This window comes from Saccharopolyspora hattusasensis (genome assembly GCF_050972075.1).
GTDB lineage: Bacteria > Actinomycetota > Actinomycetes > Mycobacteriales > Pseudonocardiaceae > Saccharopolyspora > Saccharopolyspora hattusasensis.
In genome coordinates this window covers 5,745,202-5,770,608 of the sequence record NZ_JBPCDC010000001.1, presented here as the reverse complement: position 1 = coordinate 5,770,608, position 25,407 = coordinate 5,745,202, and the positions used below count along the sequence as shown (strand labels likewise).

General features: G+C 68.4%; 20 protein-coding genes and 1 pseudogene. 4 read left to right on the top strand and 17 right to left on the bottom strand.

Annotated features, from left to right (window positions below):
- Positions 1-91 precede the first annotated feature (91 nt).
- The 4 genes from proB to rplU form a co-directional block, all read right to left on the bottom strand.
- On the bottom strand, positions 92-1,213 hold the full coding sequence (proB, locus tag ACRXBZ_RS27590; protein ID WP_433881562.1) for a glutamate 5-kinase: 1,122 nt from the start codon (positions 1,211-1,213) through the stop codon (positions 92-94).
- Positions 1,210-2,700 carry a GTPase ObgE gene (gene obgE, locus ACRXBZ_RS27585; protein WP_433883984.1) on the bottom strand — a complete coding sequence of 497 codons (1,491 nt, stop codon included), beginning with the start codon at positions 2,698-2,700 and terminating at the stop codon, positions 1,210-1,212. The genes proB and obgE overlap by 4 nt, the downstream gene beginning before the upstream one ends.
- Positions 2,701-2,915: 215 nt before the next feature.
- Positions 2,916-3,173 carry a 50S ribosomal protein L27 gene (rpmA, locus tag ACRXBZ_RS27580; RefSeq protein WP_010695777.1) on the bottom strand — a complete coding sequence of 86 codons (258 nt, stop codon included), beginning with the start codon at positions 3,171-3,173 and terminating at the stop codon, positions 2,916-2,918.
- Positions 3,174-3,187: 14 nt separating this feature from the next.
- Positions 3,188-3,496 (bottom strand): 50S ribosomal protein L21, encoded by a 309-nt coding sequence (gene rplU / locus ACRXBZ_RS27575; RefSeq protein ID WP_010695780.1) that lies wholly within the window; start codon positions 3,494-3,496, stop codon positions 3,188-3,190.
- Positions 3,497-3,914: 418 nt separating this feature from the next.
- On the opposite strand from rplU, the gene ACRXBZ_RS27570 reads away from it, so the two are divergent.
- From ACRXBZ_RS27570 to ACRXBZ_RS27555, 4 genes are all read left to right on the top strand, one after another.
- Positions 3,915-5,615 carry a hypothetical protein gene (locus ACRXBZ_RS27570; protein ID WP_168586996.1) on the top strand — a complete coding sequence of 567 codons (1,701 nt, stop codon included), beginning with the start codon at positions 3,915-3,917 and terminating at the stop codon, positions 5,613-5,615.
- The gene (locus ACRXBZ_RS27565) at positions 5,612-6,598 is read left to right on the top strand and encodes a glycosyltransferase family 2 protein (RefSeq protein WP_433881561.1); all 987 of its coding nucleotides are present in this window, start codon (positions 5,612-5,614) and stop codon (positions 6,596-6,598) included. Before ACRXBZ_RS27570 ends, ACRXBZ_RS27565 begins: the two co-directional genes overlap by 4 nt.
- A 145-nt stretch (positions 6,599-6,743) precedes the next feature.
- Positions 6,744-9,971, top strand: coding sequence for an arabinosyltransferase domain-containing protein (locus ACRXBZ_RS27560; RefSeq protein WP_433881560.1), 3,228 nt, complete (start codon positions 6,744-6,746; stop codon positions 9,969-9,971).
- A gap of 86 nt (positions 9,972-10,057) precedes the next feature.
- Positions 10,058-10,909, top strand: coding sequence for a helix-turn-helix domain-containing protein (locus ACRXBZ_RS27555; protein WP_433881559.1), 852 nt, complete (start codon positions 10,058-10,060; stop codon positions 10,907-10,909).
- Between the two features lie 270 nt (positions 10,910-11,179).
- Here the strand turns inward: ACRXBZ_RS27555 and ACRXBZ_RS27550 are convergent, their stop codons facing one another.
- The 13 genes and pseudogenes from ACRXBZ_RS27550 to ACRXBZ_RS27490 form a co-directional block, all read right to left on the bottom strand.
- A complete protein-coding gene (locus ACRXBZ_RS27550) occupies positions 11,180-12,676 on the bottom strand; it encodes a carboxylesterase/lipase family protein (RefSeq protein ID WP_433881558.1) in 1,497 nt (498 codons plus the stop codon).
- A gap of 43 nt (positions 12,677-12,719) precedes the next feature.
- A complete protein-coding gene (locus ACRXBZ_RS27545) occupies positions 12,720-13,328 on the bottom strand; it encodes a TetR/AcrR family transcriptional regulator (protein WP_433881557.1) in 609 nt (202 codons plus the stop codon).
- Between the two features lie 51 nt (positions 13,329-13,379).
- Positions 13,380-14,264, bottom strand: coding sequence for a hypothetical protein (locus tag ACRXBZ_RS27540; RefSeq protein ID WP_433881556.1), 885 nt, complete (start codon positions 14,262-14,264; stop codon positions 13,380-13,382).
- A gap of 88 nt (positions 14,265-14,352) precedes the next feature.
- A complete protein-coding gene (locus ACRXBZ_RS27535) occupies positions 14,353-17,181 on the bottom strand; it encodes a translation initiation factor IF-2 N-terminal domain-containing protein (protein WP_433881555.1) in 2,829 nt (942 codons plus the stop codon).
- Positions 17,182-17,348: 167 nt separating this feature from the next.
- Positions 17,349-18,143, bottom strand: a complete 795-nt coding sequence (locus ACRXBZ_RS27530; RefSeq protein ID WP_433883983.1) for a TIGR03936 family radical SAM-associated protein — start codon at positions 18,141-18,143, stop codon at positions 17,349-17,351.
- A 287-nt stretch (positions 18,144-18,430) separates the two neighbouring features.
- Positions 18,431-20,395 (bottom strand): TIGR03960 family B12-binding radical SAM protein, encoded by a 1,965-nt coding sequence (locus tag ACRXBZ_RS27525; RefSeq protein ID WP_433881554.1) that lies wholly within the window; start codon positions 20,393-20,395, stop codon positions 18,431-18,433.
- A 185-nt stretch (positions 20,396-20,580) separates the two neighbouring features.
- Positions 20,581-20,826: pseudogene (locus ACRXBZ_RS27520) on the bottom strand (nucleoside-diphosphate kinase); the annotation flags it as partial.
- A gap of 76 nt (positions 20,827-20,902) precedes the next feature.
- Entirely contained in the window at positions 20,903-21,625 is a 723-nt protein-coding gene (locus ACRXBZ_RS27515) for a class I SAM-dependent methyltransferase (protein WP_433881553.1), read from the bottom strand.
- A gap of 3 nt (positions 21,626-21,628) precedes the next feature.
- Positions 21,629-23,041: a hypothetical protein gene (locus ACRXBZ_RS27510; RefSeq protein WP_433881552.1), complete on the bottom strand. Its 1,413-nt coding sequence runs from the start codon at positions 23,039-23,041 to the stop codon at positions 21,629-21,631.
- Positions 23,038-23,829: an HD domain-containing protein gene (locus ACRXBZ_RS27505; RefSeq protein WP_433881551.1), complete on the bottom strand. Its 792-nt coding sequence runs from the start codon at positions 23,827-23,829 to the stop codon at positions 23,038-23,040. The genes ACRXBZ_RS27510 and ACRXBZ_RS27505 overlap by 4 nt, the downstream gene beginning before the upstream one ends.
- A gap of 24 nt (positions 23,830-23,853) precedes the next feature.
- Positions 23,854-24,408, bottom strand: a complete 555-nt coding sequence (locus tag ACRXBZ_RS27500) for a hypothetical protein (RefSeq protein WP_433881550.1) — start codon at positions 24,406-24,408, stop codon at positions 23,854-23,856.
- Positions 24,398-24,739: a hypothetical protein gene (locus tag ACRXBZ_RS27495; protein WP_433881549.1), complete on the bottom strand. Its 342-nt coding sequence runs from the start codon at positions 24,737-24,739 to the stop codon at positions 24,398-24,400. The genes ACRXBZ_RS27500 and ACRXBZ_RS27495 overlap by 11 nt, the downstream gene beginning before the upstream one ends.
- A gap of 25 nt (positions 24,740-24,764) precedes the next feature.
- Positions 24,765-25,259 (bottom strand): nucleoside-diphosphate kinase, encoded by a 495-nt coding sequence (locus ACRXBZ_RS27490; protein ID WP_433881548.1) that lies wholly within the window; start codon positions 25,257-25,259, stop codon positions 24,765-24,767.
- Positions 25,260-25,407 lie beyond the last annotated feature (148 nt).

Genomic DNA, 25,407 nt, shown 5'->3' with positions numbered 1-25,407 from the left:
CAACTTTGGCTGCAAGGTGCACAGCTGAACGGTGCACAGCTGCATGGTCGCCCAAAAGTGCCCTTCGCCTCGAAAACCCGTTGCGGGCTGCTCAGCGCAGCGGGACGAGGTCGTCGGCGTGGACCACCTCTCGGCGTTGTTCCGCCGGAAGCTCGTGAGTCGAGCGGCCGATCAGGTCCGGGAGTTCCGTCGCGTCGTAGGCGACGACTCCGCGCGCCACCACCTTGCCCGCCGGGTTGACCAGCTCGACCACGTCGCCGCCGTCGAAGGCACCCTCCACCGCCGTGACGCCCGCCGCTAGCAGGGAACGGCGGCGCTTGACCACGGCCGCCACCGCACCGTCGTCCAACCACAGGCGGCCGTTGGCTCCGGCGGCGTGCGCCAGCCAGAAGCGGCGGGCCGACAGCCTGCTGCCGGTCGCCGCGAACGCCGTGCCGACGTCGGCCGGACCGAGCGCGCGGTCGGCCAGCGCTGCCGAGGTCAGCAGCACGGGAATCCCCGAGGAGCAGGCGACCCTCGCCGCCTCCACCTTCGACGCCATGCCGCCGGTGCCCAAGCCGGACGCGCCGTTTCGGCCCGCCCGCACGCCTTCCATGTCCGCGTCGCCGTTGACCTCGCGGATCGCCGAAGCGTCGCCGCGGCGCGGGTCCCCGTCGTACAGAGCGTCCACATCGGACAGCAGGACCAGCGCGTCCGCCCCCACCAGGTGGGACACCAACGCCGCCAGCCGGTCGTTGTCGCCGAAGCGGATCTCGTGCGTGGCGACCGTGTCGTTCTCGTTGACCACCGGCACCGCGCCGAGTCCGAGCAGCCGGTTCAGGGTGCGCTGCGCATTGCGGTAGTGGCCGCGGCGCACCACATCGTCCGCGGTGAGCAGCACCTGCCCGACCGTCAGGTCGTAACGCGTGAAGGACTCCGCGTACGCGTGCGCCAGGGCCTGCTGACCAACGCTCGCCGCGGCCTGCTGGGTCGCGAGATCCTTCGGCCTGCGGCGCAACCCTAGCGGCGCGATGCCCGCCGCGATCGCCCCGGAAGACACCAGCACAACCTGGCCACCAGCGGCGACTCGCCGGGCCACGGTATCGACCAGCGCCCCCAACCGCGCCGCGTCCAGGCCGCCCTTCGTGGTGGTCAGCGACGACGACCCGACCTTCACCACAACGCGCTGCGCCGCCGCGACTGCCTTCCTGGTCGCCGAGAGCTGATCGCTCACCGGCCTTCCTCCTCCTCGACGAACCGGCCGAACTCGTCCAGCGAGCTGCGGCGGGCTTTCTTCGCCGCCTTGCGGTCCGCGGCCGAGATCCGGTCGTCGTGGTCGATGCGCAGGTCGGTGCCGCGGCGGCCGAGCACGCCCGCGACCCCGGCCGGCGTGGACGGCTCCCAGTCGAAGGTCATGTTGCCGATGGTCACCTGGCTGCCGGGCTTCGCACCGCGCTTGGCCAGGGCTTCCTCCACACCGAGCTTCGCCAGCCGGTCGGCGAGGAAGCCGATCGCCTCGTTGTTGCCGAAGTCGGTCTGCCGCACCCAGCGCTCCGGCTTCTCGCCGCGCACCACGAACGCGTCCTCGAACTCGGGGTCAGGCTCGACAGTGAAGTTGCTGCTGTCCACGGCCGCTGGCCGGACCACCACGCGCGCCGGCTCCGGCGGCGGCAGCTCCGCGCGGTAACGCTCGACCTCGGTGGCCATCGCGAAGCTGAGCTCGCGCAGCCCTTCGCGGGAGGCGGTGGACACCTCGAACACCGGCCAGCCGCGCGTGACGAGGTCCGCCTTGACCAGTTCGGCCAGCTCCTTGGCTTCCGGCACGTCCATCTTATTGAGCACGACCATGCGCGGGCGAGACGCCAGGTCCTGGCCGCCCTGCTCGGCCTTCAACGCCGGGGTGTACTGCGCCAGCTCGGTCTCCAGGGCGTCCACATCGGACAGCGGGTCGCGACCGGGTTCGAGCGTGGCGCAGTCCACGACGTGCACCAGGACCGCGCAGCGCTCGATGTGGCGCAGGAAGTCCAGGCCCAGCCCGCGGCCTTCGCTGGCACCCGGGATCAGGCCGGGCACGTCCGCCACGGTGAACACCGTCTCGCCCGCGGTGACCACGCCGAGGTTGGGTACCAGCGTGGTGAACGGGTAGTCGGCGATCTTCGGCCGCGCCGCGGACAGCACCGAGATCAGCGACGACTTGCCCGCCGACGGGAATCCGACGAGGCCGACGTCGGCGACCGACTTCAGCTCCAGCACCAGCTCGGACTGCTCCCCCGGCTCGCCGAGGAGCGCGAAGCCCGGCGCCTTGCGGGCCTTGGACGCCAGCGCCGCGTTGCCCAGCCCACCGCGACCACCGGCGACGGCGACGAACGTGGTGCCAGCGCCGACCAGGTCGGCCAGCACCTCACCGTCCGCGGTCAGCACCACTGTGCCGTCCGGGACCGGAAGGACCAGGTCTCCGCCCTGCGCGCCGTTGCGCATGCTGCCCTGGCCCGGCTTGCCGTTGGCCGCACGGGCGTTCGGGCGGTAGTGGAAGTCCAGCAGGGTGTGCACGTTGGGGTCCACGACGAGCTGGACGTCGCCGCCCTTGCCGCCGTTGCCGCCATCTGGACCGCCCAGCGGCTTGAACTTCTCCCGGTGCACCGAGGCGCAGCCATGCCCGCCGTCGCCTGCCGCGACGTGGATGGTCACGCGGTCAACGAACCGCGACACGAATGCCTCCAGGAAAACTCCGGCCGAGCCCGGCCCGGCGAAAACTGTCTTAAGTGCCCCGCGCGTGCGAACCAGGGGCGCACGCAGCGTCACCTACCTCGATGGTGCCGCGCGGGGCGCGATGTTGCCGTGGGGCGTGACCACCCGCACAACGCAAACGACGAGGGGCGGGCCGGACTAGCCGGACCCGCCCCTCGTCGGGAAGTACTTCGCAGCCGAGAGCCGGGTCAGGCCTCGGCCGGCAGCACGCTGACGGCCTTGCGGCCGCGGTAACGTCCGAACTGGACGGTGCCAGCGGACAGCGCGAACAGGGTGTCGTCGTTACCCCGCCCGACGTTCAGGCCGGGGTGGAACTTGGTGCCCCGCTGCCGGATCAGAATCTCGCCGGCCTTGACGACCTGGCCGCCGTAGCGCTTCACCCCGAGGTACTTGGGGTTCGAGTCGCGGCCGTTCCGAGAGCTGGATGCGCCCTTCTTGTGTGCCATGACTACTCAGGTCCTCACTTCGTGATGCCGGTGACCTCAACGCGGGTCAGCTTCTGCCGGTGACCCTGGCGCTTGTGGTAGCCGGTCTTGTTCTTGAACTTGTGGATGCGGATCTTGGGGCCCTTGGTCTGCTCGACCAGCTTGCCGGTCACCGACACCTTGGCCAGCGCGTCGGCGTCGGTCGTGACCTCAGAGCCATCGACGACCAGAAGCGCCGGGAAACTGACCTCGGAGCCCAGCTCGCCCTCGAGCTTCTCGACCTCGACGACGTCCCCGACAGCCACCTTGTACTGCTTGCCGCCGGTCTTGACGATCGCGTACATGAGTCGGAAGTCTCCTGCTGCTCGGTTTCGCTACTTCACCAGGTCTGCGGCGGACGTCCCCCTCGACCGCGCGGGGCGAGGATTCCTACCACGCCGCCGGTGCAGCGCCTCGGTGGGTTCCTGTCTCGGCAGCCGAGCCGCACGGGCGATCGCATTCGAAACAGGCGTTTTTTCTCTCCGCCCGTCCGGCGGCGAGAAGTTCTCATCCATCATACAGACCGCGTTCCCAACCCCGATCGACCGGGGCCGAACTGCGGGAGGGACCGGCCGCGGGGGCCGGTGACGGACGAGCCGCGACAGCCTACGACCACCGGATCCGCGTGGTCAAATCCAGTCGCCCGACGTTGGAAGGTGCCGGGCCCTGACCTGCGCTTGCTAACGTGAGTCGCTTATTGATTCGGATCTGGGGACACAAAGCGTGACAGACATCGCATCCGAGACGGGCCGGGTCGAGCGCGTCACCCCCGAAGCCCCCGTTCCAGGCCTCGTGCAGCGGTTCGGCCCTTTGCTCCTCGGCCTGTCGGCGCTCGTGCCGCCGCTGATGATGCTTCGGGAAGTGCTGCGCTACCCGCAGATGCACTTCTACGACTACTGGTGGGTCCTACTCGACATCACCAACGACGACGGGTCGCTGCGCCCGGAGGCGCTGTTCGGATTCCGCAACGAGCACCCGTTCGTGTTGCCCAGCCTGCTGTTCTGGCTCAGCGCCCGGTACGGGCACGGGCTCAACCAGCCGCTGGGGCTGCTGATCATCGCGTTCGGTGTCGTGTCCGTGCTGCTCGGATGGGCGATGCTGCCGAAGGCGCTGAACCCGTGGCAGCGGGCCGGGCTGGTGGCGGCCACCTCGACGCTGGTTTTCAACCCGCACGGCATCCACAACTACGTGCGCTCGATGAGCGGGGCGTCGTGGATCCTCGCGCTGATGCTGGTGCTCGCGGCGCTGCTGGCGATGCAGCGGGAGCGCCGGGTGCTGGCGATCGTGTTCGGGTTGCTGGCGTCGATCAGCTACGGCACGTCCTTCGCGGTGTGGCCGGCGCTGGCCCTGGTGGCCTGGCTGCGCGGCGACCGTCGCCGCTCGATCGCGGCTCCGATGGTGGTCGGGGTGCTCGTAGTGGCGTCTTGGCTGGTGCTGCGCGGTCCGCAGGGCGGGGGCGGCAGGTCGCCGACCGACGATCCGGCGCAGGCGCTGCTCGCCGGGCTGAGCATGCTCGGCATGGTGTGGACCGGGACCGAACCGGCGATCGCGCTGATTGCTGGCGTGGCGGGTCTCGCGGTGCTCGCGCTGCACGTCCGGCAGACCGCAGAAGAACGTCGCAGTGCCGCTCCTTGGTGGGGCCTGGCGATCTACGCGATGGGGTGCGCGGTGATGATCTCCGGTTCGCGCGCCGCGTTCGGCGAGGCAGCCGGGTTGCAGAGCCGGTACAACAGCATGACCGCCGCACTGTGGATCGCGGTGCTGGTGATCGTGGTCGCCTGGCCGCGTTGGCCGAAGATCCGCACCGTCGCCGTCGCGGGCACGGTGCTGGCCACCGTCGCCCTGGGCGCCCCGATGGCGCAGAGTGTGCGATCCGATGCGCCCAATCAGAACCTGCTGGCCATCGCCGCGCGCATCGGTCACCCCGACGCGTTCGAGGACCGGTTCCCCGAACCGGACCGGCTGCTGCCGCGGCTGCAGGCGCTCGGGCACTATCCGTTCTCCGGCGAGTTCACGCTGGGCTGCCCCGACGGCCTGGAGATCGGTGACCGGGTCAGCACCGTGGACTGGCGGACCCCCAGCGTCGGCGCGCTGCGCGAGCCGCGGCCGGACGGTCGCGACGTGGTGCTCAACGTGGAGACCGACCAGGTGCAGGGCGGCGCCCGGATGCTCAAGGGCTGGGCCATTTCCGGGATCGAACGCGCCGAATGCATCGCCGTGCTCGACGAGACCGGCACCGTCGTCGGCGGCGGGGTGGTCGACATCCCGCGCTCGGACGCGGAAGCCCGGACGCCCGGTATCGAGATCGGTTTGGGCTTCGAGGCGGTCGCCCCCGCGCAGCCCGGGCTGCTGCGCGTCGCCTTCCACTTCCCCGACGGCTGGTGGATCCGGCCCCTTACGGAAAGTCCGCAGGTCAAGCCATGACAGATGCCGCACCGGAAGTCGAGGTCTCGCTGCTCGCCCCGGCCAAGAACGAACGCGAGAACCTGCCCCGGCTGTTCGCCGAGATCCGCGATGCGATGCAGCAGCAGCACCGGTCGTGGGAGCTGCTGGTCGTCGACGACGGCAGCACCGACGACAGCTGGCAGGTGATCGCGGAGCAGGCCCGGCAGGACCCCCGGTTGCGCGGCATCCGGCTGCGGCGCAACTTCGGCAAGGCCGCCGCGCTGGCCGCCGGGGTCGCCGAGGTCCGCGGGGAGTTGTTGGTCACGCTGGACGCCGACCTACAGGACGACCCCGCCGAGATCCCGCGGCTGCTCGCGGAGCTCGACAACGGGGCCGACCTCGTCAGCGGGCACAAGGCGCAACGGCAGGACCCGCTGGGCAAGCGGCTGCCGTCGAAGGTGTTCAACTCCGTCACCGGGCTGATCACCGGCCTGAAGCTGGCGGACCACAACTGCGGGCTCAAGGCGGCGCGGACCGAGGTCTACCGGCGCGTGCCGCTGTACGGGGAGCTGCACCGCTACATCCCCGCGCTGGCGCACCAGCTCGGCTACCGGGTCCGCGAGCTGGCCGTGCATCACCGGCCGCGGGTGCACGGCAAGTCCAACTACGGGCTGGAGCGGTACGTGCGCGGCGCCCTGGACTTGCTAACGGTCATCGCGCTCACCCGCTACGGGCGGCGCCCGGCGCACCTGTTCGGCGGGCTCGGGTTGCTGGCCGGGACGATCGGCACGCTGATCCTGCTCTACCTGAGTGGGGTGTGGCTGTTCACGGACCAGTCGATCGGCACCCGCCCGCTGCTGACGCTGGGGATCCTGCTGGAGATCTTCGCGGCGCAGATGATCTCTGTCGGTCTGCTTGCCGAGCTGGTGCTGCACCGGACCGGGCGGGACCGGGACGTGGACGTGCTGGTGGCCGACCAGACGACGAACGCGAGCCCGGCTCAGTCCGGTAAATCACCGTGAGTACTTCTCGGTGCTGGGGCACCCGGAAGTACTCACGGACTCTGACCAGCGGAAACACGCAGCTCTACGGGCATGCAGAAAAGGCCCGGCGAACAGGCGAGGGGTGCGCACAACTACGGTCGATCACCGGCCGTATGGTCTCCCCGTGCACCCTGAGTCGGCGAAGAAACTTCGGCTGTACGCCTCGCTGCTCGGGCTCGTCGGCACGGTGCTGGCGTTGCTCGTGCCTTTCCTACCTGTCAACCACGATGTAGTCACATTACGGTGGCCAACCGCGGAAGGCACCAAATCGGTGTCCGCGCCGTTGGTCGCCTATTCACCGCTGTGGCTGGACGCGGCGGTGCCGTGCACGGCCGCGCACGGCCTGGACGCGCGCACCACGGGGCCCGCAATCCTGTTGAGCACCAACCCGCCGTCATCGGATTACGGCAAGCTGACCGGGCTGACGTTGCAGGTCGACAACGGCCAGGCCGCGCTTTACTCCAAGGGCCAGCAGGTGAGCACCGTGCCGCTGCCGACCGGTGACTGCACCATCAGCGTGCGCGCCGACGCCTCCGGCACCACCGCCGGGATCGGCAAGCAGGTGTGGGCGCGCGTCCTCGGCGACCAGCGCCCACAGCTGACCGGCATCTACTCGTCGCTGGACAACACCGTCGACGACGTGCGCGGCCTGTCCTTCGAGGCCCGCGTCGACAACCGGTTCAGCAGCTACGCAACGCCGCTCAAGCTCCTGGTGATCGCCCTGGCCATCGCGGCGTTCATCGGCTCGGTGATCTGCCTACGGCGGCTGGACGTGCGCGCCGGACGGCGTCCGCCGCGGCTGGCCCCGCGCGGCTGGTGGAAGCCGACCTTCCGCGATGCGGTGGTGTACGCGGCACTGGTCGTGTGGTGGCTGATCGGCGCGATGACCTCCGACGACGGCTATGTGCTGAGCATGGTGCGGTCGGAGCAGAGCGCCGGGTACGTCAGCAACTACTACCGCTGGTTCGCCAACCCGGAGTCGCCGTTCGGCTGGTTCTACGAGTTCTACGCGCAGTGGGTAAAGGTCTCGACAGCGACGCCATGGGTGCGGTTGCCCGCGCTGCTGATGGCTGTCATCAGCTGGCTGTTGATCAGCCGTGAGGTGCTGCCGCGGCTCGGCCAGCAGGTGCGGCGCAGCAACGCCGCCGGCTGGGCCGCCGCCGCGGTTTTCCTGGCGTTCTGGCTGCCGTACAACAACGGTCTCCGCGCCGAGCCGGTCGTGGTGCTCTTCTCGCTGCTGGCGCTGTGCGCCGTGGAGCGGGCCGTCGCGACCGGGCGTCTGATGCCCGCCGCGCTGGGCTTGGTCGGCGCCGCGTTGTCGGTGGGCGTCAACCCGCACGGCCTCGTCGCGGTGCTGCCCTACATCGCCGCGGTGAAGCCGCTGTTCCGGTTGGTGCGCAAGCGGGCGCAGGAGTTCGGCTGGGTGCCGGTGCTGGCACCGGTCTCCGCTTCCGGGTTCGTGATCCTGACGCTGGTGTTCTACGACCAGACGTGGCAGTCGGTCATGGACGCGATGGAGCTCAAGACCACCTTCGGTCCGAACGGCCGCTGGTACGAGGAGCTCAACCGCTACAGCCTGCTGTTCAGCCAGAGCCCGGACGGTTCGCTAACCCGCCGGTTCCCGGTGCTGCTGGTGATCCTGTGCCTGGCGACCTGCGCCGTTGTGCTGCTGCGGCGTGGCCGCATCCGCGGTGCCGCGCTTGGCCCGAGCCGACGGCTGCTCGCGATCACCGCGCTGGGCTTCGCCGTGCTGGCACTGACCCCCACCAAGCACACCCACCACTTCGGCATTTTCGCCGCGTTCGGCGGCGCGCTGGCCGCGCTGACCGCGCTGGCGACCAGCACCACCGTGCTGCGCTCCCGGCGCAACCGGGCGGCCTTCGTCGCCGGGCTGATGGTGATCCTGGCGTTCGCCTCCACCGGCCCGAACGCCTGGTGGTATGTCTCGGGCTGGGGCATCCCGTGGTTCGACAAACCGCCGTCGATCAGCGGGCACCAGTTCAGCACGCTGTTCCTGGTATTCGCCGGGATCGCGGGCGTCATCGCGCTGATCGAGCACCTGCGCATCGACGAGAACAACCCGAAGATCGTCGACGAGCGCTGGGACAGCCCGGAGAAGCGCAGCCGGGCGCTGCGGCTCGGGACCGCGCCGCTGTCGGTGCTATGCGCGCTGATGGTGTTCGGCGAGGTCTCGGCGTTCGGCAAGGCCATCCAGGAGCGCGGCGACAGCTACAGCCTGTCCACGGACAACATCAAGCAGCTCACCGGGACCAGCTGCGGGTTGTCGGACTACATCGGGGTGGAGACCGATCCGCAGGCCGGCGTCCTGACGGTGTCGCCCGAGCAGCCCGCCGTGGCCGCGCCGACCAAGAACTCCGACGTGCCGGTGCCGCCGCGCCGCTTGGCGGATCGGGAGACCGCCGAGCAGTACCTCCAGCCCAAGCAGGTCGGCTTCGCCCGGCCGGGCGTGCCCCCGAGCGACGGTGCCGACCCGGATTCGCCGAACTGGAAGCCGCCGCACCAGTTCGGCGGCGACAACGCCCCGGCGTGGGGCAGCTTCGACGAGGCCGGCACGAACACCGGCGAGTTGCGCACCCCCTGGTACGACCTGCCGGAATCGGCCCGCAACGGCGAGGTGCCAGTTGCGGTGAGCCTGGCGGGCGCGGAGAGCGGGGCGAACTTCGTCGTCCTCGAATTCGGCAAGGACACCGACCGGGGCTTCCAGGTCACCGGCCGCTACACGGTGGAGCAGGGGCCGCCGCCCGGGTGGCGGGACCACCGCTACATGCTCGGCGCCGAAGCCGAGGGTGCGACGAAGATGCGGCTGATCGCGGTCGACCAGGCGCTGGGCCGGGAGGGCTGGCTCGCGGTGACCGCGCCGCGGGTGCCCAAGCTGACGAACATGACCGAGGTCATCGGCGACGGCGCGACGTTCGTCGAGTGGCCCGCCGCGCTGGTGCATCCCTGCCTGCGCATTTCCGGGCTGTATAACGGGATCGCGGAGATGCCGCAGTTCCGGGTGTCGGCAGGCGAGGAGGTCCGGGACGTCGGTGAGGGCTGGTCGTCGCCGGATGCCGGCGGGCCGTTCGGCTGGTTGACCGTGGCGTCGAGCGTCCGTGAGCTGCCGACCTACCTGCGCAACGATCCGCAGCAGGACTGGGGTTCGCTGTTCGTGGTGCACCCGTACGACGCGGATGCGCTGTCCGCGCAGGCGGCGATGGAGGTGCACTCCGAAACCCACTGGGGCACCTGGTCGCCGGGGCCGCTGACGCAGTCCGTGGAGCTGCCGGGTGACATGCCCAGCTCGGACGACCGCACCGACATCCCCACCTTCGACGACAAGCAGGACTGACCCGGGGTGTCGCTTTCCGACACCCGGGGCGGGCGTTTTCGATCCGAGCGAGGGGCACCTCCGACCCGACTGAGCGGGTCGGACTCATGCCTGACCAGGTGAGCGGGTTGCGGTGTTGGGTGCCTGCGGCGGCGTGGTTGCTCGCACCCGTCGCTGGTTCCGGTGTCGGGGCGGGTGGGCATCATGGGACCGTGAGTCGGTATCGCGAGCGGCCGCCGGTCGGAGCGCTGAGCACGGCGATCGCCTGCGTGTGGACGCACGGGGCTGGGGCGCTCGGCTACCTGCAGCGCGTGGTCCCGGACGGCTGCGTGGATCTGATCTGGATGGGCGACCGGCTCGACGTGGTCGGACCGGACACCACCGCCAGGCTCTCGGCGCTGCCGCCGGGCAGCCGCATCACCGGGATCCGCGCCAAGCCCGGTGCTGCCCGCCTGCTGCTGGGCGACATCCCCCCCACCGAACTGCGCGACCTGCAGGTCGACAGCGTCGACATCTGGGGCGCCTCGATGCGGGACGTCGTGGGCCGGCTCGGCGATGCGCCGGATCAGGCTGGGCGGATCCTGGAGGAGTTCGCGTGCTCGCGGTTGTCGGAGTACCGGCCCGATCCGGCGCTGACGCCTGTGGTGGCTGCCCTCGATGCCCCGGCCCCACCCACTATTCCGGCGCTCGCGGACAGCGTCGGGCTGTCCGTGCGCCAACTCCGACGGCGTGTCGCGGCTGCCGTCGGATACGGCCCGCAGACCCTCGCCGGAGTGCTCCGCTTCCAGCGGGCGACGCGGCTAGGCGTCGGCTCGGGCGGCCTCGCGGGGCTCGCCCACGCCAGCGGCTACGCCGACCAAGCGCACTTCACGCGCGAGTTCCGCCGCCTCGCCGGGGTGACCCCGCGCCAGTACTTCAGCCCGCTGCCGCCGGCTCGTGAGTGCTTTGGGCGCCATTGAGGCTCGTCGGGAACTCATTGTGCGGCGGTGATGCGTCTGGCGTCGTCGGCGTGAAGCGAACGGAACCTCCACCCCGATAGACGGCACAAACGGTCCGTTCGCCGCACCCATCACCGGCATTGCCCCGGATAGCCCGGCGCGCCCCGGCCCCGCGAGGGCGCGCCAAGAGCCTCGGCGCTTCAACGGCACCAGCGGCCCCGCAACAACTCCACACCACCACATCCCAAACAGCCGCCATAGCGACGCGAAACCATTCACGGCACCTGGCGATCAGGCGAGAGCGCTCCAGAAATCCAGGCGGTGTTCGGCTGCGAAGTCCGTTCCGGTGATTTGTTCCGCGTGCAGCGACTGCACGTGCGGATCGGCCGCCGAGAAGGTCTGCCAGCTAGGCAGATCCGGCCCGTTGGGGTCACCGCTGCGCGCGAAGTTCGCCCAATAGTGGTTCATCGTCGCCGCCAGCCGGCGCTGCGCTTCGGTCAGCGGCGCCGGGTCGCCGAGGTCGAACTGGTAGGCAACCTCGGCGGAGTGGTGGGCACCGGGCGGGAATCCCGGCGGGAACGGCACGACCGGCGGCGCCTTCCGGTCGGCGAATTCGTAGACGTACGTGGCGGTTTCCGCGCTCAGCGCGTTCGCGAAGTTCCACACCGAGCGTGCCCAAGCCGCGTCACCGATCACATCCGCCCAGGCCAGGCTCGGACTCGCATGCGCGTCAACGGGGTACCGCTCGGCCACCTCGTCGGCTGCGGCGTCGAAGCCGTCTGCGAGCAGCTTGTCATAGCCGTCGGGCGTGATCGGTTGACCTGCGGCGTCCCAGAACAGCGCCGTGAACAGCCTGGCCTCGTCCCGGGTTCCACCGGTCAGCACCGGGACCCGGTGGAACCGTCCACCTGGCAACGCCTGTGCAGGTGACTCCGGCAGCACCGCGCCGCCGAAAGCTGGCCGGCTGAATACCGATGACACGTTGATCAGCTGTTCGACCGGGACGCGGCGCAACTGCTCGATCGCCGCCCCCTTCCCTGGCTGCACCCAGCCGAGCTGGCCGACCAGGTGCTCCGCCAACTCTTCGAGTTCCACTGTGGACAGCCACATGGTCGGCATCTCGGGTGATCCGGGCGCCCAGGCACCGGCCGGGGAACGCAGCAGCGCGAACCCGCTCTGCACGATTGCCCGGTGGAACAGCCCAGCCGAGCCCGGCGCGACCAGGTGCGCGCTGACGTTGAGCCCGCCGTAGGACTCGCCGAACAGCGTCACGTTGCCCGGGTCTCCGCCGAACGCGTCGATGTTTCGCTGCACCCAGCGCAGCACCGCCTGCTGGTCTTCAATCCCGAACCCGCCCCCGCCGGCCAGGATCGGGTAGCCGAAGTTGCCGAAGATGCCCAGCCGCGAATTCGGCGTCACCACCACGACGTCCTCTGCGACGGCCAGCCGATGCGCATCGAAGATCGCGCCCTCGCCGTTGGCCCCGCCGCCACCGTGCAGCCACACCATGACCGGCTTGGAGCCGCCGGTCCGGGGGGCCGTGACGTTGAGGAACAGGCAGTCCTCGTCCAGGCTGGCGATGTCGGCGAAGTCCTGCGGGAGTTGCGGGCAGGGGCTGCCCGGCTCGGTCGCGTCGCGCACCTGCGGCCACGGATCGACGGGTTGCGGCGAGCACCACCGCCGCTCGCCGACCGGTGGCGCGGCGTACGGAATACCCTGGAACAGCCGGTGCTTCTCGTAGGTCAGCCCGCGCACGCGGCCCGTATCCAGTTCCACGATGTTGTTCATGACACCTCCGTGTCGTTGCGGGACGCCCCGCACCCCAGTCGGCTCAACCCGCTCGGGTGGCCAGATCGAACGTGGTCGCGAGCTCGCGGGCGTAGAGGTCGGCGTCGGCATCGGGCTCTACCCCAAGGCGAAGCGCGACGCCGTCCAGCGCGTGGCGCAATGTCACCGCCATGACGTGCGGGTCGAAGTCCCGGAACTCCCCCGACCGCTGACCGGCGCGGAGCAGTTCTCGCAGACCTTCGAGTTCCCGTCGGTGCGGCAACGCCGCGTCGTCGCCGCGTTCGTTCAAGAAGATCTCGGTGAGCGCCCGGAGCTGCCGGTGGTTCGTTCGATAGAAGTCCACACTGGACTCGATGAACGCCCGGAGCTGGTCGCGCGCCGTGCCGGCCGCGTCGATGCGTGCTCCCACCAGCTTCTCGGCCGCCGCGTAGACATCGGTGAGGACCTGCTGCATCAGCTCGGCCTTGTTCTTGAAATGGTAGGAGATCATGCCCGTGCTGCTCAGCCCGGCCCGCTTGGCGATCTGCCCGAACGACGCGCGCGAGTAGCCGAGCTCGACGATCGCCTCGATGGCGGCCTCGACGATCTGCGCCCGCCGGCCCCGCTCGGTGAACGACCCGCCTTGCTCACCTGAGCTGTAATTTGCTCGCATGAGCAAAACCTAGCACAGGTGAGCAAAGGCTGGGCTGCTCACGGCCCCGGTTCAGACTTGGTCGTAGGCGCGGAGGGTGCGCAGGGCTTCGATCGCCACCCGGGGGCGCCACTCCAGTCGGGTACCGGGGGCCCACGCGCGCCAGCGGATCGGCCAGCCGCCGTCGTCCTCCTGCAGGCCCGCGAGGTGGTCGAGGCCCTGTGTCATCTCTTCGTCGGAGAACCACGAACGCGCCAGGCTCGCCGGTTCCGGCGCGTAATCCCAGACGCAGTGCAGCTCGCCAGGGGCGTAGCCGGGAGGCACCTGGGCTCGTTCGGGGTGCTGCGGATCAATCAGTACCAACCCCTGTTCCCGCACGAACTCGCCCAGTCGCTTGGCCGTCGCACGCGCCCGATGCCGATCGGGAACGTGGTCGAGGAACGCCATCGCCGCCTGCACCTCGTACGGGTGACTCTCGGTCAGCCCATCGATCCGCTGCCAGCAGAACTCGGTGGCCCCGGCCAGCCACGGGTGCTCGATCCGGTTCTTGTGCAGCACACCGGCGAGCAGTCCGGTGGTGAGCAGGTTCCCGTCGGGTTCCTCGACCACCGGCATCCACGGCGCGTGCGGGTAGTCCCGCAGCCGCGTGTCACCGGCGGGCACACCGCCATCCGGACGCGTGATCGACATCAGATAGTCACAGGCCCGCGCAACCGCAGCCCCGTCACACGCCCCGACCTCGTCGAGGATCATCAGCGCCGTGTAGGTCTGCAGCGGCTGGCTGAACGGGCCACGCGCGTCGGGTTCCAGGGCGTAGCCGTAGCCGCCGTCGGCGCAGCGGTACGCATCGAGCGCTGCCAGCACCCCGTCCGCGCCGCCTTTGGCGAACAAGAACTCGAAACGGCGTTGTTCCAGCACTCGCGCGGTCAGCCAGACGAACTGCTCGACGGCGGTCACGCGCTCGGCGGTGCATCGAATCATGTGCCGACGATAAGAAGAAAGGCCGATCCGTTCTTGAACGAATCGGCCATTCCGTCGAATCTGCTCAGCCCTCGGTCGCAGCCCCGGTGGGGTCCTCCACCGGCGGACCGGCCGGACGCGACGCGGCCCGGCGAACCCGCCGCACCGGCGCGGCCGGGGCGACGCTCGGCATTCCGTTGTCGGCGGACTGCTGCGGCTCCGCCGACTTGCTGACCACCAGCGGAGTCACCGGAGCACCGGCGCTCCCAGCGGCCCGCCTCGCCTTCCGCCGCGGTCGGCCGTTGGCCTCTGCACGGGCCGCCGCCACCGGCTCGGCCTTCAGTGGCTCCGCCGCGGGCTCCACCGCCTTCGACTCGACGGCCGCCTTCGGCTCAACCGGCGCCTCCGGCTTCGCCATCTCCGGCTCGGACTCGACGGCCGCAGGCTCCGCTGGCTTCACCGGCTCCGGCGGCTTGACGGGCTCCGGCTTGGGCTGCTCGACCTTGGCAGCCTCGGCCTTCGGCTCTTCGGCCTTGACGGCCTCCGTCTTGGCCTCGCTGCGCGGCTCCGGAGCGGGCTGCTCGTCGTACTGCTTGCCGCGGTGCCGGTTGCGGCGAGCACCGTTGTTGGCGGCCTGGCCGTTCGGGTACGTGACCGGCTCCGTCGAAACCAGCAGGCCACGACCGCGGCAATGCTCGCAGGTGCTGCTGTAGGCCTCCAGCAGCCCGGTGCCGACGCGCTTGCGGGTCATCTGCACCAGACCGAGCGAGGTCACCTCGGCGACCTGGTGGCGGGTGCGGTCCCGGCCCAGGCACTCGGTGAGGCGGCGCAGCACCAGGTCGCGGTTGGACTCCAGCACCATGTCGATGAAGTCGATGACGATGATGCCACCGATGTCGCGCAGCCGAAGCTGGCGGACGATCTCCTCGGCCGCCTCCAGGTTGTTGCGGGTGACCGTCTCCTCCAGGTTGCCCCCGGAGCCGGTGAACTTGCCGGTGTTGACGTCGATCACCGTCATGGCTTCGGTGCGGTCGATCACCAGGTAGCCGCCGGAGGGCAGCCAGACCTTGCGGTCCAGGGCCTTGGCGATCTGCTCGTTGATCCGCTGCTCGGTGAACACGTCGTTCTTGCCGACGTGCTTGTACAGCCGCTGCGCCAGGTCGGGTGCGACGTGCTTGACGTAGGACTCGATGGTGTCCCAGGCGTCGTTGCCCTGGACCGTCATGGCCGAGAAGTCCTCGGTGAACAGGTCGCGGACGACCTTGATCAGCAGGTCCGGCTCCTCGTAGAGCAGCTGCGGGGCCTGCGCGCCAGGTGTCTCGGCCTTCTCCTTGATGACCTCCCACTGCGCCTGCAGGCGCCGCACGTCGCGGTCCAGCGCCTCTTCGCTGGTGCCCTCGGACGCGGTGCGGATGATCACCCCGGCGTTGTCCGGCACGATCCGCTTGAGGATCTCCTTGAGCCGCTTGCGCTCGGTGTCCGGCAGCTTGCGGCTGATGCCGGTGGCACCGCCGCCCGGCACGTACACCAGGAATCGGCCGGGCAGGCTGATCTGGGTGGTCAGGCGCGCGCCCTTGTGGCCGACCGGGTCCTTGGTGACCTGCACCAGCACGCTGTCGCCGGTCTGCAGGGCCTGCTCGATGCGGCGGGCCTTGCCGGCCAGCCCTGCGGCGTCCCAGTCGACCTCGCCGGCGTAGAGCACCGCGTTACGGCCCCGGCCGATGTCGACGAACGCCGCCTCCATGCTCGGCAGCACGTTCTGCACTCGGCCGAGGTAGACGTTGCCGACCAGCGAGCCAGAGCCCGACGAGGTCACGAAGTTCTCGACGAGGACGTTGTCCTCGAGCACCGCGATCTGGGTCTGGTCGCCGTTCTGCCGGACAACCATCTTGCGGTCCACCGACTCGCGGCGGGCCAGGAACTCGGCCTCGGAGAGCACCGGTGCCCGGCGGCGACCGGCCTCGCGGCCGTCCCGGCGGCGCTGCCGCTTGGCTTCCAGCCGGGTCGAGCCCTTGACCGCGCGGACCTCGTCGTCGCTGCTGTCCTGGCGGGTTTCCGCGGCCACCGGCTCGCGCACGTGCACGACGGTGTTCGGCGGGTCGTCCTCGCGGGCGCCGCTCTCGTCGTCCGCAGAGCCCTTGCGACGGCGGCGACGCCGACGGCGCCGGTTGGACTCGCCCGCGCCTTCGGCCTCGGCCGACTGTCCCTCGGTGGCTTCCTCGGCGGCCGGTTCGGCGGCTTCGGCGCTGGTCTCCTCGGTGATCTCCGACTCTTCCTCGCCACCCGACTCGGACTCGGCGCCGCGACCCCGACCACGGCCCCGGCGGCCCCGCCTACGACGGCGGCGACCAGCGGGTTCGTCCTCGGCCTCGGCGTCCACCCCGGGTTCTTCGGCCTCGACGGCCTCGGGCTCCGGCTGCGCCTCGGGCGGCACCGGCTCGGCCTTCGGCACGGGCCGCGCCTCCTGCTGCTGCGGTGCCAGGAACATCGCCTCTGGCGCGGCGAAGAGCGGCGTCAGCCCGGGCGCGGACGCGCTGGCGCCCGGCTCGACTGCGGCGGGCGTGAAGTCAGCAGCAGGCACCACGGGCTCGACCGCGGACTGCTGTTCGCTCTTGGTTTCGGCCTCGTCCGGCGCCTCGGCTTCGGCCGGGTTGCCCGACTCCGCCACCAGCTCGGGGTGCAGGGCCTGCACCACCTGCAGGGCGACGTCGCGGGTGATGTTCGACTGCGCGCTGCGGACCGATTCACCGATCGATTCCAGCGTCGTGATGATCTCCCGGCTGCTGGCGCCCAGCAGCTTGGCCAGTGCGTGGACCCGGAGCTTGGCGGGCAGCTCGATCGTGCCCTGCCCTTCTCGGGTAGGTGTGGGCGATTGCCCGCTGGTGCTTCCAGCGGGCGTATTCATGTTCAACATCCAGCTCCTCCGCCCCCGGGCGCGTCCGGGTGGACGCGGCCGCACAGAGGCATTTGCGATCTTCGGTCTCCGCCGCCCGCAGGCGACGGCAATTCTTCGTGGTCCCTCCGCCCCGGGCCTTCAGGCCGGGAAGTCACACGGCGGGTCGACGACGTCCGCGCCGCCCGTCACCCCGCCGCGGGGCCTCCCGCCGGAATCCGGTCGCCGCCTGAGGCCCGGGCCAACGGGTCGACAATCCGTCCCCCGTCGTCGAGCCGACCCTGCTCCAGCCGGGTCGCGCTCGCGGCGGCCGACGGTGCCAGATCAGCGACGACACGCAGGGCGCTCAGTACGTCGTCGGGTCGTACGACCGGTGTTGTCTGCCGCACGACCGTTACAAGTATCCCATACGGTTCTGACGCCTCCGGCCAATCGTCCACCTGGGCGGTCGACGCGGAAACTTGATCACCCTGCGCGACGATCCGGGGAGCGCCCTGGACCTCCGCGCTGACCAGCGCCGCCCGCGCGTCGATGGTGCGGCGGCCGTCCTTGGTCATCCGCTCCACCAGCGCGGTATCGGCCGCCATCAGCGCCGTTACGGCGTCGCGCAGCTCGGCGACGTCCGTGCCGGGAAGATCGATCCGCCACCGGCTGACCTGCAGCCGGTCGGCGAGCGCACCGGGCTCGGCGTCCGCCGCGTCCAGCACGTCGATCCCGTCGGGCAGCGCGGCGTTGAGCTCGTCGCGCAGCACCTCCGGGTCGAGCCGTTCGACGAGTTGGACCTCGGCGTACTCGGCCACGCTGGACACGCCGGTGGGCACCGCGCCCGCCCAGGACACCTTCGGGTGCGGGCTGAAGCCCTGGGAATACGCCATGGGTACCCCGGCCCTCCGCAGCGCGCGTTCGAAGGCGCGCGCGACGTCCCGGTGCGAGGTGAACCGCAGCCGCCCCCGTTTGGCGTAGCGCAGCCGCAGTTTCTGCACCGGTGGCGCCGAGGGATTGGGGTGATCTCGCCGACTCAGGATGCCCTCCCCGACCATGATCGTCATCGGCGGTCGCCGTCGACCGCTCCGATGTCGATGCTTGCGTGCTCAACCGCAGTGTGACAACACCTGCGGGTCATGTTTCGAAGGACCGTACCCCGGCGACCACCCTGCACCGACAGCTCGGCGCACGGGCCCTGGTTGCTCCTGCACACATCCTCGGTTCCGCCGAGACGCAGCCGTTCCGCAATACCTGACCAGCGGAAACCGGGATCTGGTCCGAGTGGTCAGCCGCCGTTGAACGCCGGGTTGCGCACCGGGGAGCCCTGGCCGACCGGGGAGATCGGCAGCAGTTTTCGCCCGGTCGGGCCGACCTCGATGTCGGTGCCCATTGTCGGGCACACGCCGCAGTCGAAGCACGGCGTCCACCGGCAGTCGTCCTGCTCGCGGGCGTCCAGCGCGTCCTGCCAGTCGGCCCACAACCACTCCTTGTCCAGCCCGGAGTCGAGGTGGTCCCACGGCAGCACCTCGTGCTCGCCGCGCTCCCGAGTGGTGTACCAGTCCACGTCCACGCCCAACTGCTCGAGCTCGGCGGCGGCGCAGGACATCCAGCGCTCGAAGGAGAAGTGCTCGTTCCAGCCATCGAACCGGCCGCCTTCGCGCCACACCCGCTCGATGACCCGGCCGAGGCGGCGGTCGCCGCGCGAGAGCAGGCCTTCGACCAGGGACGGTTTGCCGTCGTGGTAGCGCATGCCGATGTTCCGGCCCAGGCTGCGGTCGGCGTTGATCGCTTGGCGCAGCTTGCGCAGCCGGTTGTCGATGGTGTCCGGGTCGGTCTGCCCGGCCCACTGGAACGGGGTGTGCGGCTTGGGCACGAACCCGCCGATCGAGATCGTGCAGCGGATGTCCTTGCGGCCCGAAACCTCGCGACCGGCCCGGATGACCTCCTTGGCCATCTCGGCGATCTGCAGCACGTCCTCGTCGGTCTCGGTCGGCAGGCCGCACATGAAGTACAGCTTGACCTGTCGCCAGCCGTTGGCGAACGCGGCGGAGACGGTGCGGATCAGGTCCTCCTCCGACACCATCTTGTTGATCACCCGGCGGATCCGCTCGCTGCCGCCCTCGGGCGCGAAGGTCAGGCCAGAGCGGCGGCCGTTTCGGGAAAGCTCGTTGGCCAGGTCGATGTTGAAGGCATCCACCCGGGTCGACGGCAGCGACAGCCCGGTGTTGGTGCCCTCGTAGCGGTCCGCCAGCCCCTTGGTGATCTCGGCGATTTCGGAGTGGTCGGCCGAGCTCAGCGACAGCAGGCCGACCTCTTCGAAGCCGGTGGCAGCCAGCCCGCGCTGCACCATCTCGCCGATGCCCTCGATGGACCGCTCCCGTACCGGCCGGGTGATCATCCCGGCCTGGCAAAACCGGCAGCCTCGGGTGCAGCCCCGGAAGATCTCCACGCTCATCCGCTCGTGCACGCTCTCGGCCAGCGGGACCAGCGGTTTCTTCGGGTACGGCCAGTCGTCGAGCTCCATGGTGGTGCGCTTGAAGACCCGGTACGGCACCCGGTCACGGTTGGGCACGACTTCGTCGATCGCCCCGTCGGGGCGGTAGCTGACGTCGTAGAACTTCGGCACGTACACGCCGCCGGACTCCGCGAGCCGGAGCAGCAGCTCGTCCCGGCCGCCCGGCTGTCCTTCGGCCTTCCAGCGGCGGATGGCCTCGGTGATCTCCAGAACGGCTTCCTCGCCGTCGCCGAGCACCGCGGCGTCCAGGAAGTCGGCGATCGGCTCCGGGTTGAACGCCGCGTGCCCGCCGGCCAGCACGATCGGGTCGTCGTCGGTGCGGTCCACCGCGTGCAGCGGGATGCCCGCGAGGTCAAGCGCGCTGAGCAGGTTGGTGTAACCGAGTTCGGTGGCGAAGCTGAGACCCAGCACGTCGAACGCACCGACCGGGCGGTGGCTGTCCACGGTGAACTGCGGGATGTCGTGCTCCCGCATCAGCTCTTCGAGGTCCGGCCACACCGCGTACGTGCGTTCGGCAAGGACATCCGGCTGCTCGTTGAGGATCTCGTAGAGGATCTGCACGCCCTGGTTGGGCAGGCCGACCTCGTACGCGTCTGGGTACATGAGGCACCACCGGACGGCGACGTCGTCCCACGCCTTCGCCGTCGCGTTGAGCTCCCCACCCACGTATTGCACGGGTTTGGAGACCCGCGGTAGCAGCGGTTCCAACCTGTCGAAAACGGACTCAACACGCACGCGACCAGGGTAGAGGTCCGCCCCGGGCAGGAGGACCGGGGGCGATTTCAATTTGGAAATTGGACCTTCGACCTTCGATTTCCAATTGAAATCGCGCAGCATCGGCGTTCAGACGTACCGGGTGAACCCGATTTCGTCGCAGTCGTCGCAGGCTGCGCGACCCAGACCGCGCCCGGCCAGCGGCCTCAGATCTCGGGGAACCACAGCTTGAGCTCGCGCTCGGCGGACTCGGCGGAGTCGGAGCCGTGCACGAGGTTGTACTGGACTTCCAGGCCGAAGTCGCCGCGGATGCTGCCCGGCGCGGCCTTGTCGACCGGGTCGGTGCCGCCAGCCAGCTGCCGGAACGCCGAGATCGCGCGCGGGCCCTCGACGCACGCGGCCACGACCGGACCGGACGTGATGAACTCGATCAGGCTGCCGAAGAACGGTTTAGTCAAGTTCCCACTTGGGCACTGTTAGTCCCAGCTTGCATCCGCGCAGGTCAGCACACCCTTACCGCCCTCAACGTCACTTGATTGCCCGGACGTAGAGGCTAGCCCACTCGCGGTCTGGGTTCGCGATGGAAGGGTCGAAGGGCCACCGCTCCACGTGGCGGAAGCCTGCCTCTTCGAACAAACTGACGAGCTTGTCGAAGTCGTAGGCCCACAGGTGAGGGGTGTACTTCGCCGAGTCGTCTTGATCGCGGAAGACGTAGTTGACGAGGTCAATGTAGGTGTCGCAGTGGAAGTTGTCGCGCCTGCCAAACCACCGCTCCCGCATCTCGCTCAGCAAGCCCAAGTCCCGTTCGTAGTAACCACGGAGCACCACGTCTCCGTCGGGGACGCCAGTTACCACCTGACCACCCTCGACGAGGATCCGGTGCACTTCAGCGACGTAGTTCTTGACCGACGTCGGGTAGTCGATGTGCTCCAGGAAGTGCTCGGAGAAGACGAACTCAGTCGTTCCGCTAGGCAGTGGGATGCCTTCCCGGACGTCCCATATGAGATCGGTAGGCGGCACGATGTCGATGTTGAAGAACCCAGGCAGCCGGTGCGCTCCCCCGCCGATCTGGACCCTTGTCTGCACCGGAACCCCGTCGAAGTTTGCAGCGCGGCTTTCCGCGTGATTGCGGAAGAGCTCGATTTCTTTTAGGGCGGAGCGGACCGATCGCGCAAGCCCGTGCGTCACGTTCCATTCGTGGAGCAGGCCCTTAAGGACGCGCTCCACCTCCTCAATTTTCGCCTCAGCCATAACTCATCCTCGCGTTGCGGTAATTGACCTAGCCGAACTTCTTCCACTCCAGGAACGAGTGCGCATCAAGCTGTACTTGATGTCGACAAGACGGGGAGCGATCGTTGAGTGAAGCTTGCCGGACCGGTGAAGCAGGCCATCTTCGCCGAGTTCCGCTCGGTGGATCGAGTACTTCAGGTCGGGGTACGCCGGATTGACCCCGACCTCCCCTTTCGGAATGGTTCCATTGAACGGCGCGACAATGTCCATGTGGTTCCAGTAGTTCCACACCTGTAGGGCCTTGTGCTGATCGTAGTAGAAATAGAAGTCTGGGTACCGACCGAACGAGCGCAGCTCACGATGGATGAGGTGCCCGATCAAGGGCGATGCGAACTTGCGCAAGTCATCGAACTCCCAGCGAACGCAGTGCCAGTCTTCGGGATGGACGACCGCACTGAGAAGACGAGCATTGACCAGGTAGCTGATCCGGTCTCGCAGGTAGCGCATGGCATGGGCGACGTCCAGCGTTCGATCAACGCGCCGAAGCACTTTGCCCAACTGGTGCGGCTGCGGGCGAAACTTGCTGAGGTCGAATTTGCCACCCATGCGTGGAAATACACTGAACAAGAGTTCTTTGTACAGCCAGTTGTTGAGCTCGCCGATCTCACGCAGCTCGGCCGTCGCGTTGGAAGTGGAGTGCAGCATGACGTACTCGGCGAGCGCCTCGAAGTAGAGGTAGCCAAGTATGGGCAGCGTCGGAATGATCTGGTCGAGGGCTCGTAGAAAGTCTTCGGCTCCCACGTCGGCGGTACCATGGAGCAGCCCGCAGCACAAGCCCAAGAACCCGGTACTGTTCTTGATGCGCCCGGTTACGAGCTCTCGGAGCTGATGGCGCTCGGTCCTCGATAGGAGGTATTCGAGGTGCTCGAAGATCCGCAGGTGGAGCAGGCCCAGGCGCAGGTAGTCGATCCCCGCGAGTCCCCTGTATCCATCTGAAGGGATCGTCAGCTCGATGATCAGAGGCTCCGGCACGCCAGCCTCCGCACCGAGCTTTTTGGCGAAGGCGGGGGCCTCCTTCGTCAACACATACTTGCCGAGGTTGTGCATCCGGAAGCCTTGCCCCGTCTGCGTGAGCGGCGTGCAGTAGACGCTGCCGACCAGGCAGCCACCGCTTGGGTAGATCACGCCGTGCTCGGTGATCTTCTCCAGTGCATGGGTGACGTGGAGGAGGTAGAGCTTCTTGTGCCCTGACAGGGCATCGAACATGGTGTTGCGCACCAGCAGCGCACCATTTGGGGTCTCGTGGACCAGGCGGCGACGCCAGGTATCGGTGGACTCACTGAACTCGCTGGTGGTAACCGCAGCAGCCGTGTACGGGTTATGGAAAAAGACGTGAGCCTCCGCCCACATGCGGTACGCCTCCCATTGGTCGATCACAGCAGCCCCCTCACAGTGAGCGAGGCGCGGACTGCTTCGGCTCCAGTAACGCCTCGAAGAAACCGTGATTCGGAGTCAATGACCAGGAAGAACGCCAGGCGGTGCAGCCACGGCGGCGCCCGATGCGCGAGCAGATCCTCTCGCGGCCACCACTTGAGCTTCGGCAGGCGGTAACGATCCAACGCGTCTGCCGTCTTCAGCAGATCCACAAGCGGCCCAGCACTCCGCCATGCGAAGTGGTGCTCTTCGGTGAAGGCTGCATACGGAACCTCGTGCAGCGCTATGGCAATCGCCGCCTTGGCAAGATGCCGGGGACTGCAGCGAAGATCGAAGTACTCTGCGATCTCGTCCACGTGACTGATGAACCAGTCCGCGCCTCGGCTACCGTGCCCGAAATCGTCTTTGTCATGCAAGCGGCGGCAGTCATGCAACGCCCCTGCTACAACGAGCGCCTCAATGAGCTCCTCTTCGAGCCCGTTCTCGTCCGCGAGGATCGCAGCGAACACTGCGGTACGGAGGAGGTGCCGCGTCCCGTGGATCGTGTCCGCTAACAAGGGCTCGGCGTGCCAATCCAGTGGTATCGGGGCCGAGAGCAAGATGCGCCGAACAGAGTCGGACAATGATGGCATTACCTGGCGCTCGGCACGCGGGATCTCGCTTCGGTTCCCTTGAATCCATGCAACAGTAGCCCAGTCGATGTATTGATGCTCAGGAAGCGCCTTGCGCGCAGCAAGCGACACAAGACTTTCCGAGTCATCGACCGGGGCGTGCGATTCGCCCCTATCCATGAAACGGGCCTTTCCTGGAAGGTTTCAGTTATTTTGGGCTTGCTTCTGCTCGAACTCCGCCGTAAACGCGGCGAGCTCTTCTTCGGTCATAACCCGAACCCCGAGCTCGCTGGCAAGGGTGTTGATGCGCTCAAGCGCGGCGTGATGGGCATCGCGGTCAGCACTATCAGGAAGGACCACTTCGAACTCAGCGTGGTGCCCCCATGCCTCGCTGTACTTCACGGCGATCTCGACGCCCTTGTAGCGGAAATCGTGTCGTTCATTGTGCGCGTCGTGACGAGCGTCAGCAAACCCGAGCAGGTTGAATGTCTTCACGACCGTTTCGAGCTCGGCGGGATCGACCGCGTATTCGTACTCGGGAAAGAACGCCCCTTGCCCAATCTTGTTAGGTTTGAACGAAACCTTCGCCGTGCCACTAGAGAGATTGTGGACGACTTTCAACAGCGCATCCGGAAGGACGAAAAAATGAATGTGCTTATTGTTCTCGCCGAGGTCCTGGGCGTTGGCCAGCAAGAAAGCCATCAGGGATTCGTGCCGTGCCCGGTCGAACCGGGCACGGCACTCGACCTCAATGCTCATCCTCCACCTCGCAGAAGATGAGCACGTCGGCCAGCCGGTGCCACACGACGCCAGAATGCAGCAGCTCAGGAATCTCAACACCACCCACGGCTCGCCGTGTGCTCGCGACCTGTTCTGGCGTGTCTGCCGGAAGCTGGTCGAGAAGGTGGGCGGCGGTGCGCGCCCACTCGCCTGCGGTACCAAACTGGCGGACACCGTCGATGTCCTCGCGGCGGTATCGAACCGACAAGGCGAAGGCGGTCTCCGCTGCAGCTCGGCGGTCGAGCTGGACTTCCTGATGGAACATCGCCTCAAGACTGCTCAGCGATGCTCTGACGTCGACAGCTGTCATTGGCCCTTCGTTTCACATCGGAGTGTCAGAACGCGAAGGCATCCGCCGCGCTCTTGTAGTTGAACAACTCGGCCGGGCTGAACCAAAGCTCGACCTCGTACTTGGCTTCCTCGGCGTTCCCGGAGGCGTGGATCAGGTTCATGATCGCCTTGCCGGTGGCGTTCGAGGACGCCTTCGTCTGGTGCGCGAAGTCGCCACGAATCGTGCCGGGAGCTGCCTCCTCGGGGAACGTGGTGCCGACGATGCTGCGCACCTTCGTCACAGCGTCCACACCTTCGAGCACGACGGCGATGACCGGCCCGGACTGCATGAACTCAGCGGTGCTGTCGTATGCCTCCGCGCCGCGACGCTCCTCCAGATCGAAGTAGTGCTTGCGCGTAAACTCAGCGTCCAGCTGCACCATCTTCACGCCAACGATCTTGAGCAGCGCATCCTCGAAGCGCCCCAAGATTCGGCCGGCGAGCCCGCGGGCCACTGCGTCCGGCTTGAGCAGAACGAGCGAGCGTTGCACGTCAGACATGACATTCCTTTCGTCGTGATTGCGACGCCATCATGCCGTGAGCAGTCTCCAAGCGTTTCAGCTGGTCCGCATCCTGTGGGCACGCAGTGCAAAATCACGAGAGATCCACCGGAAGACCGTGGAGGCGGCACAGCATCCGGTACATCAA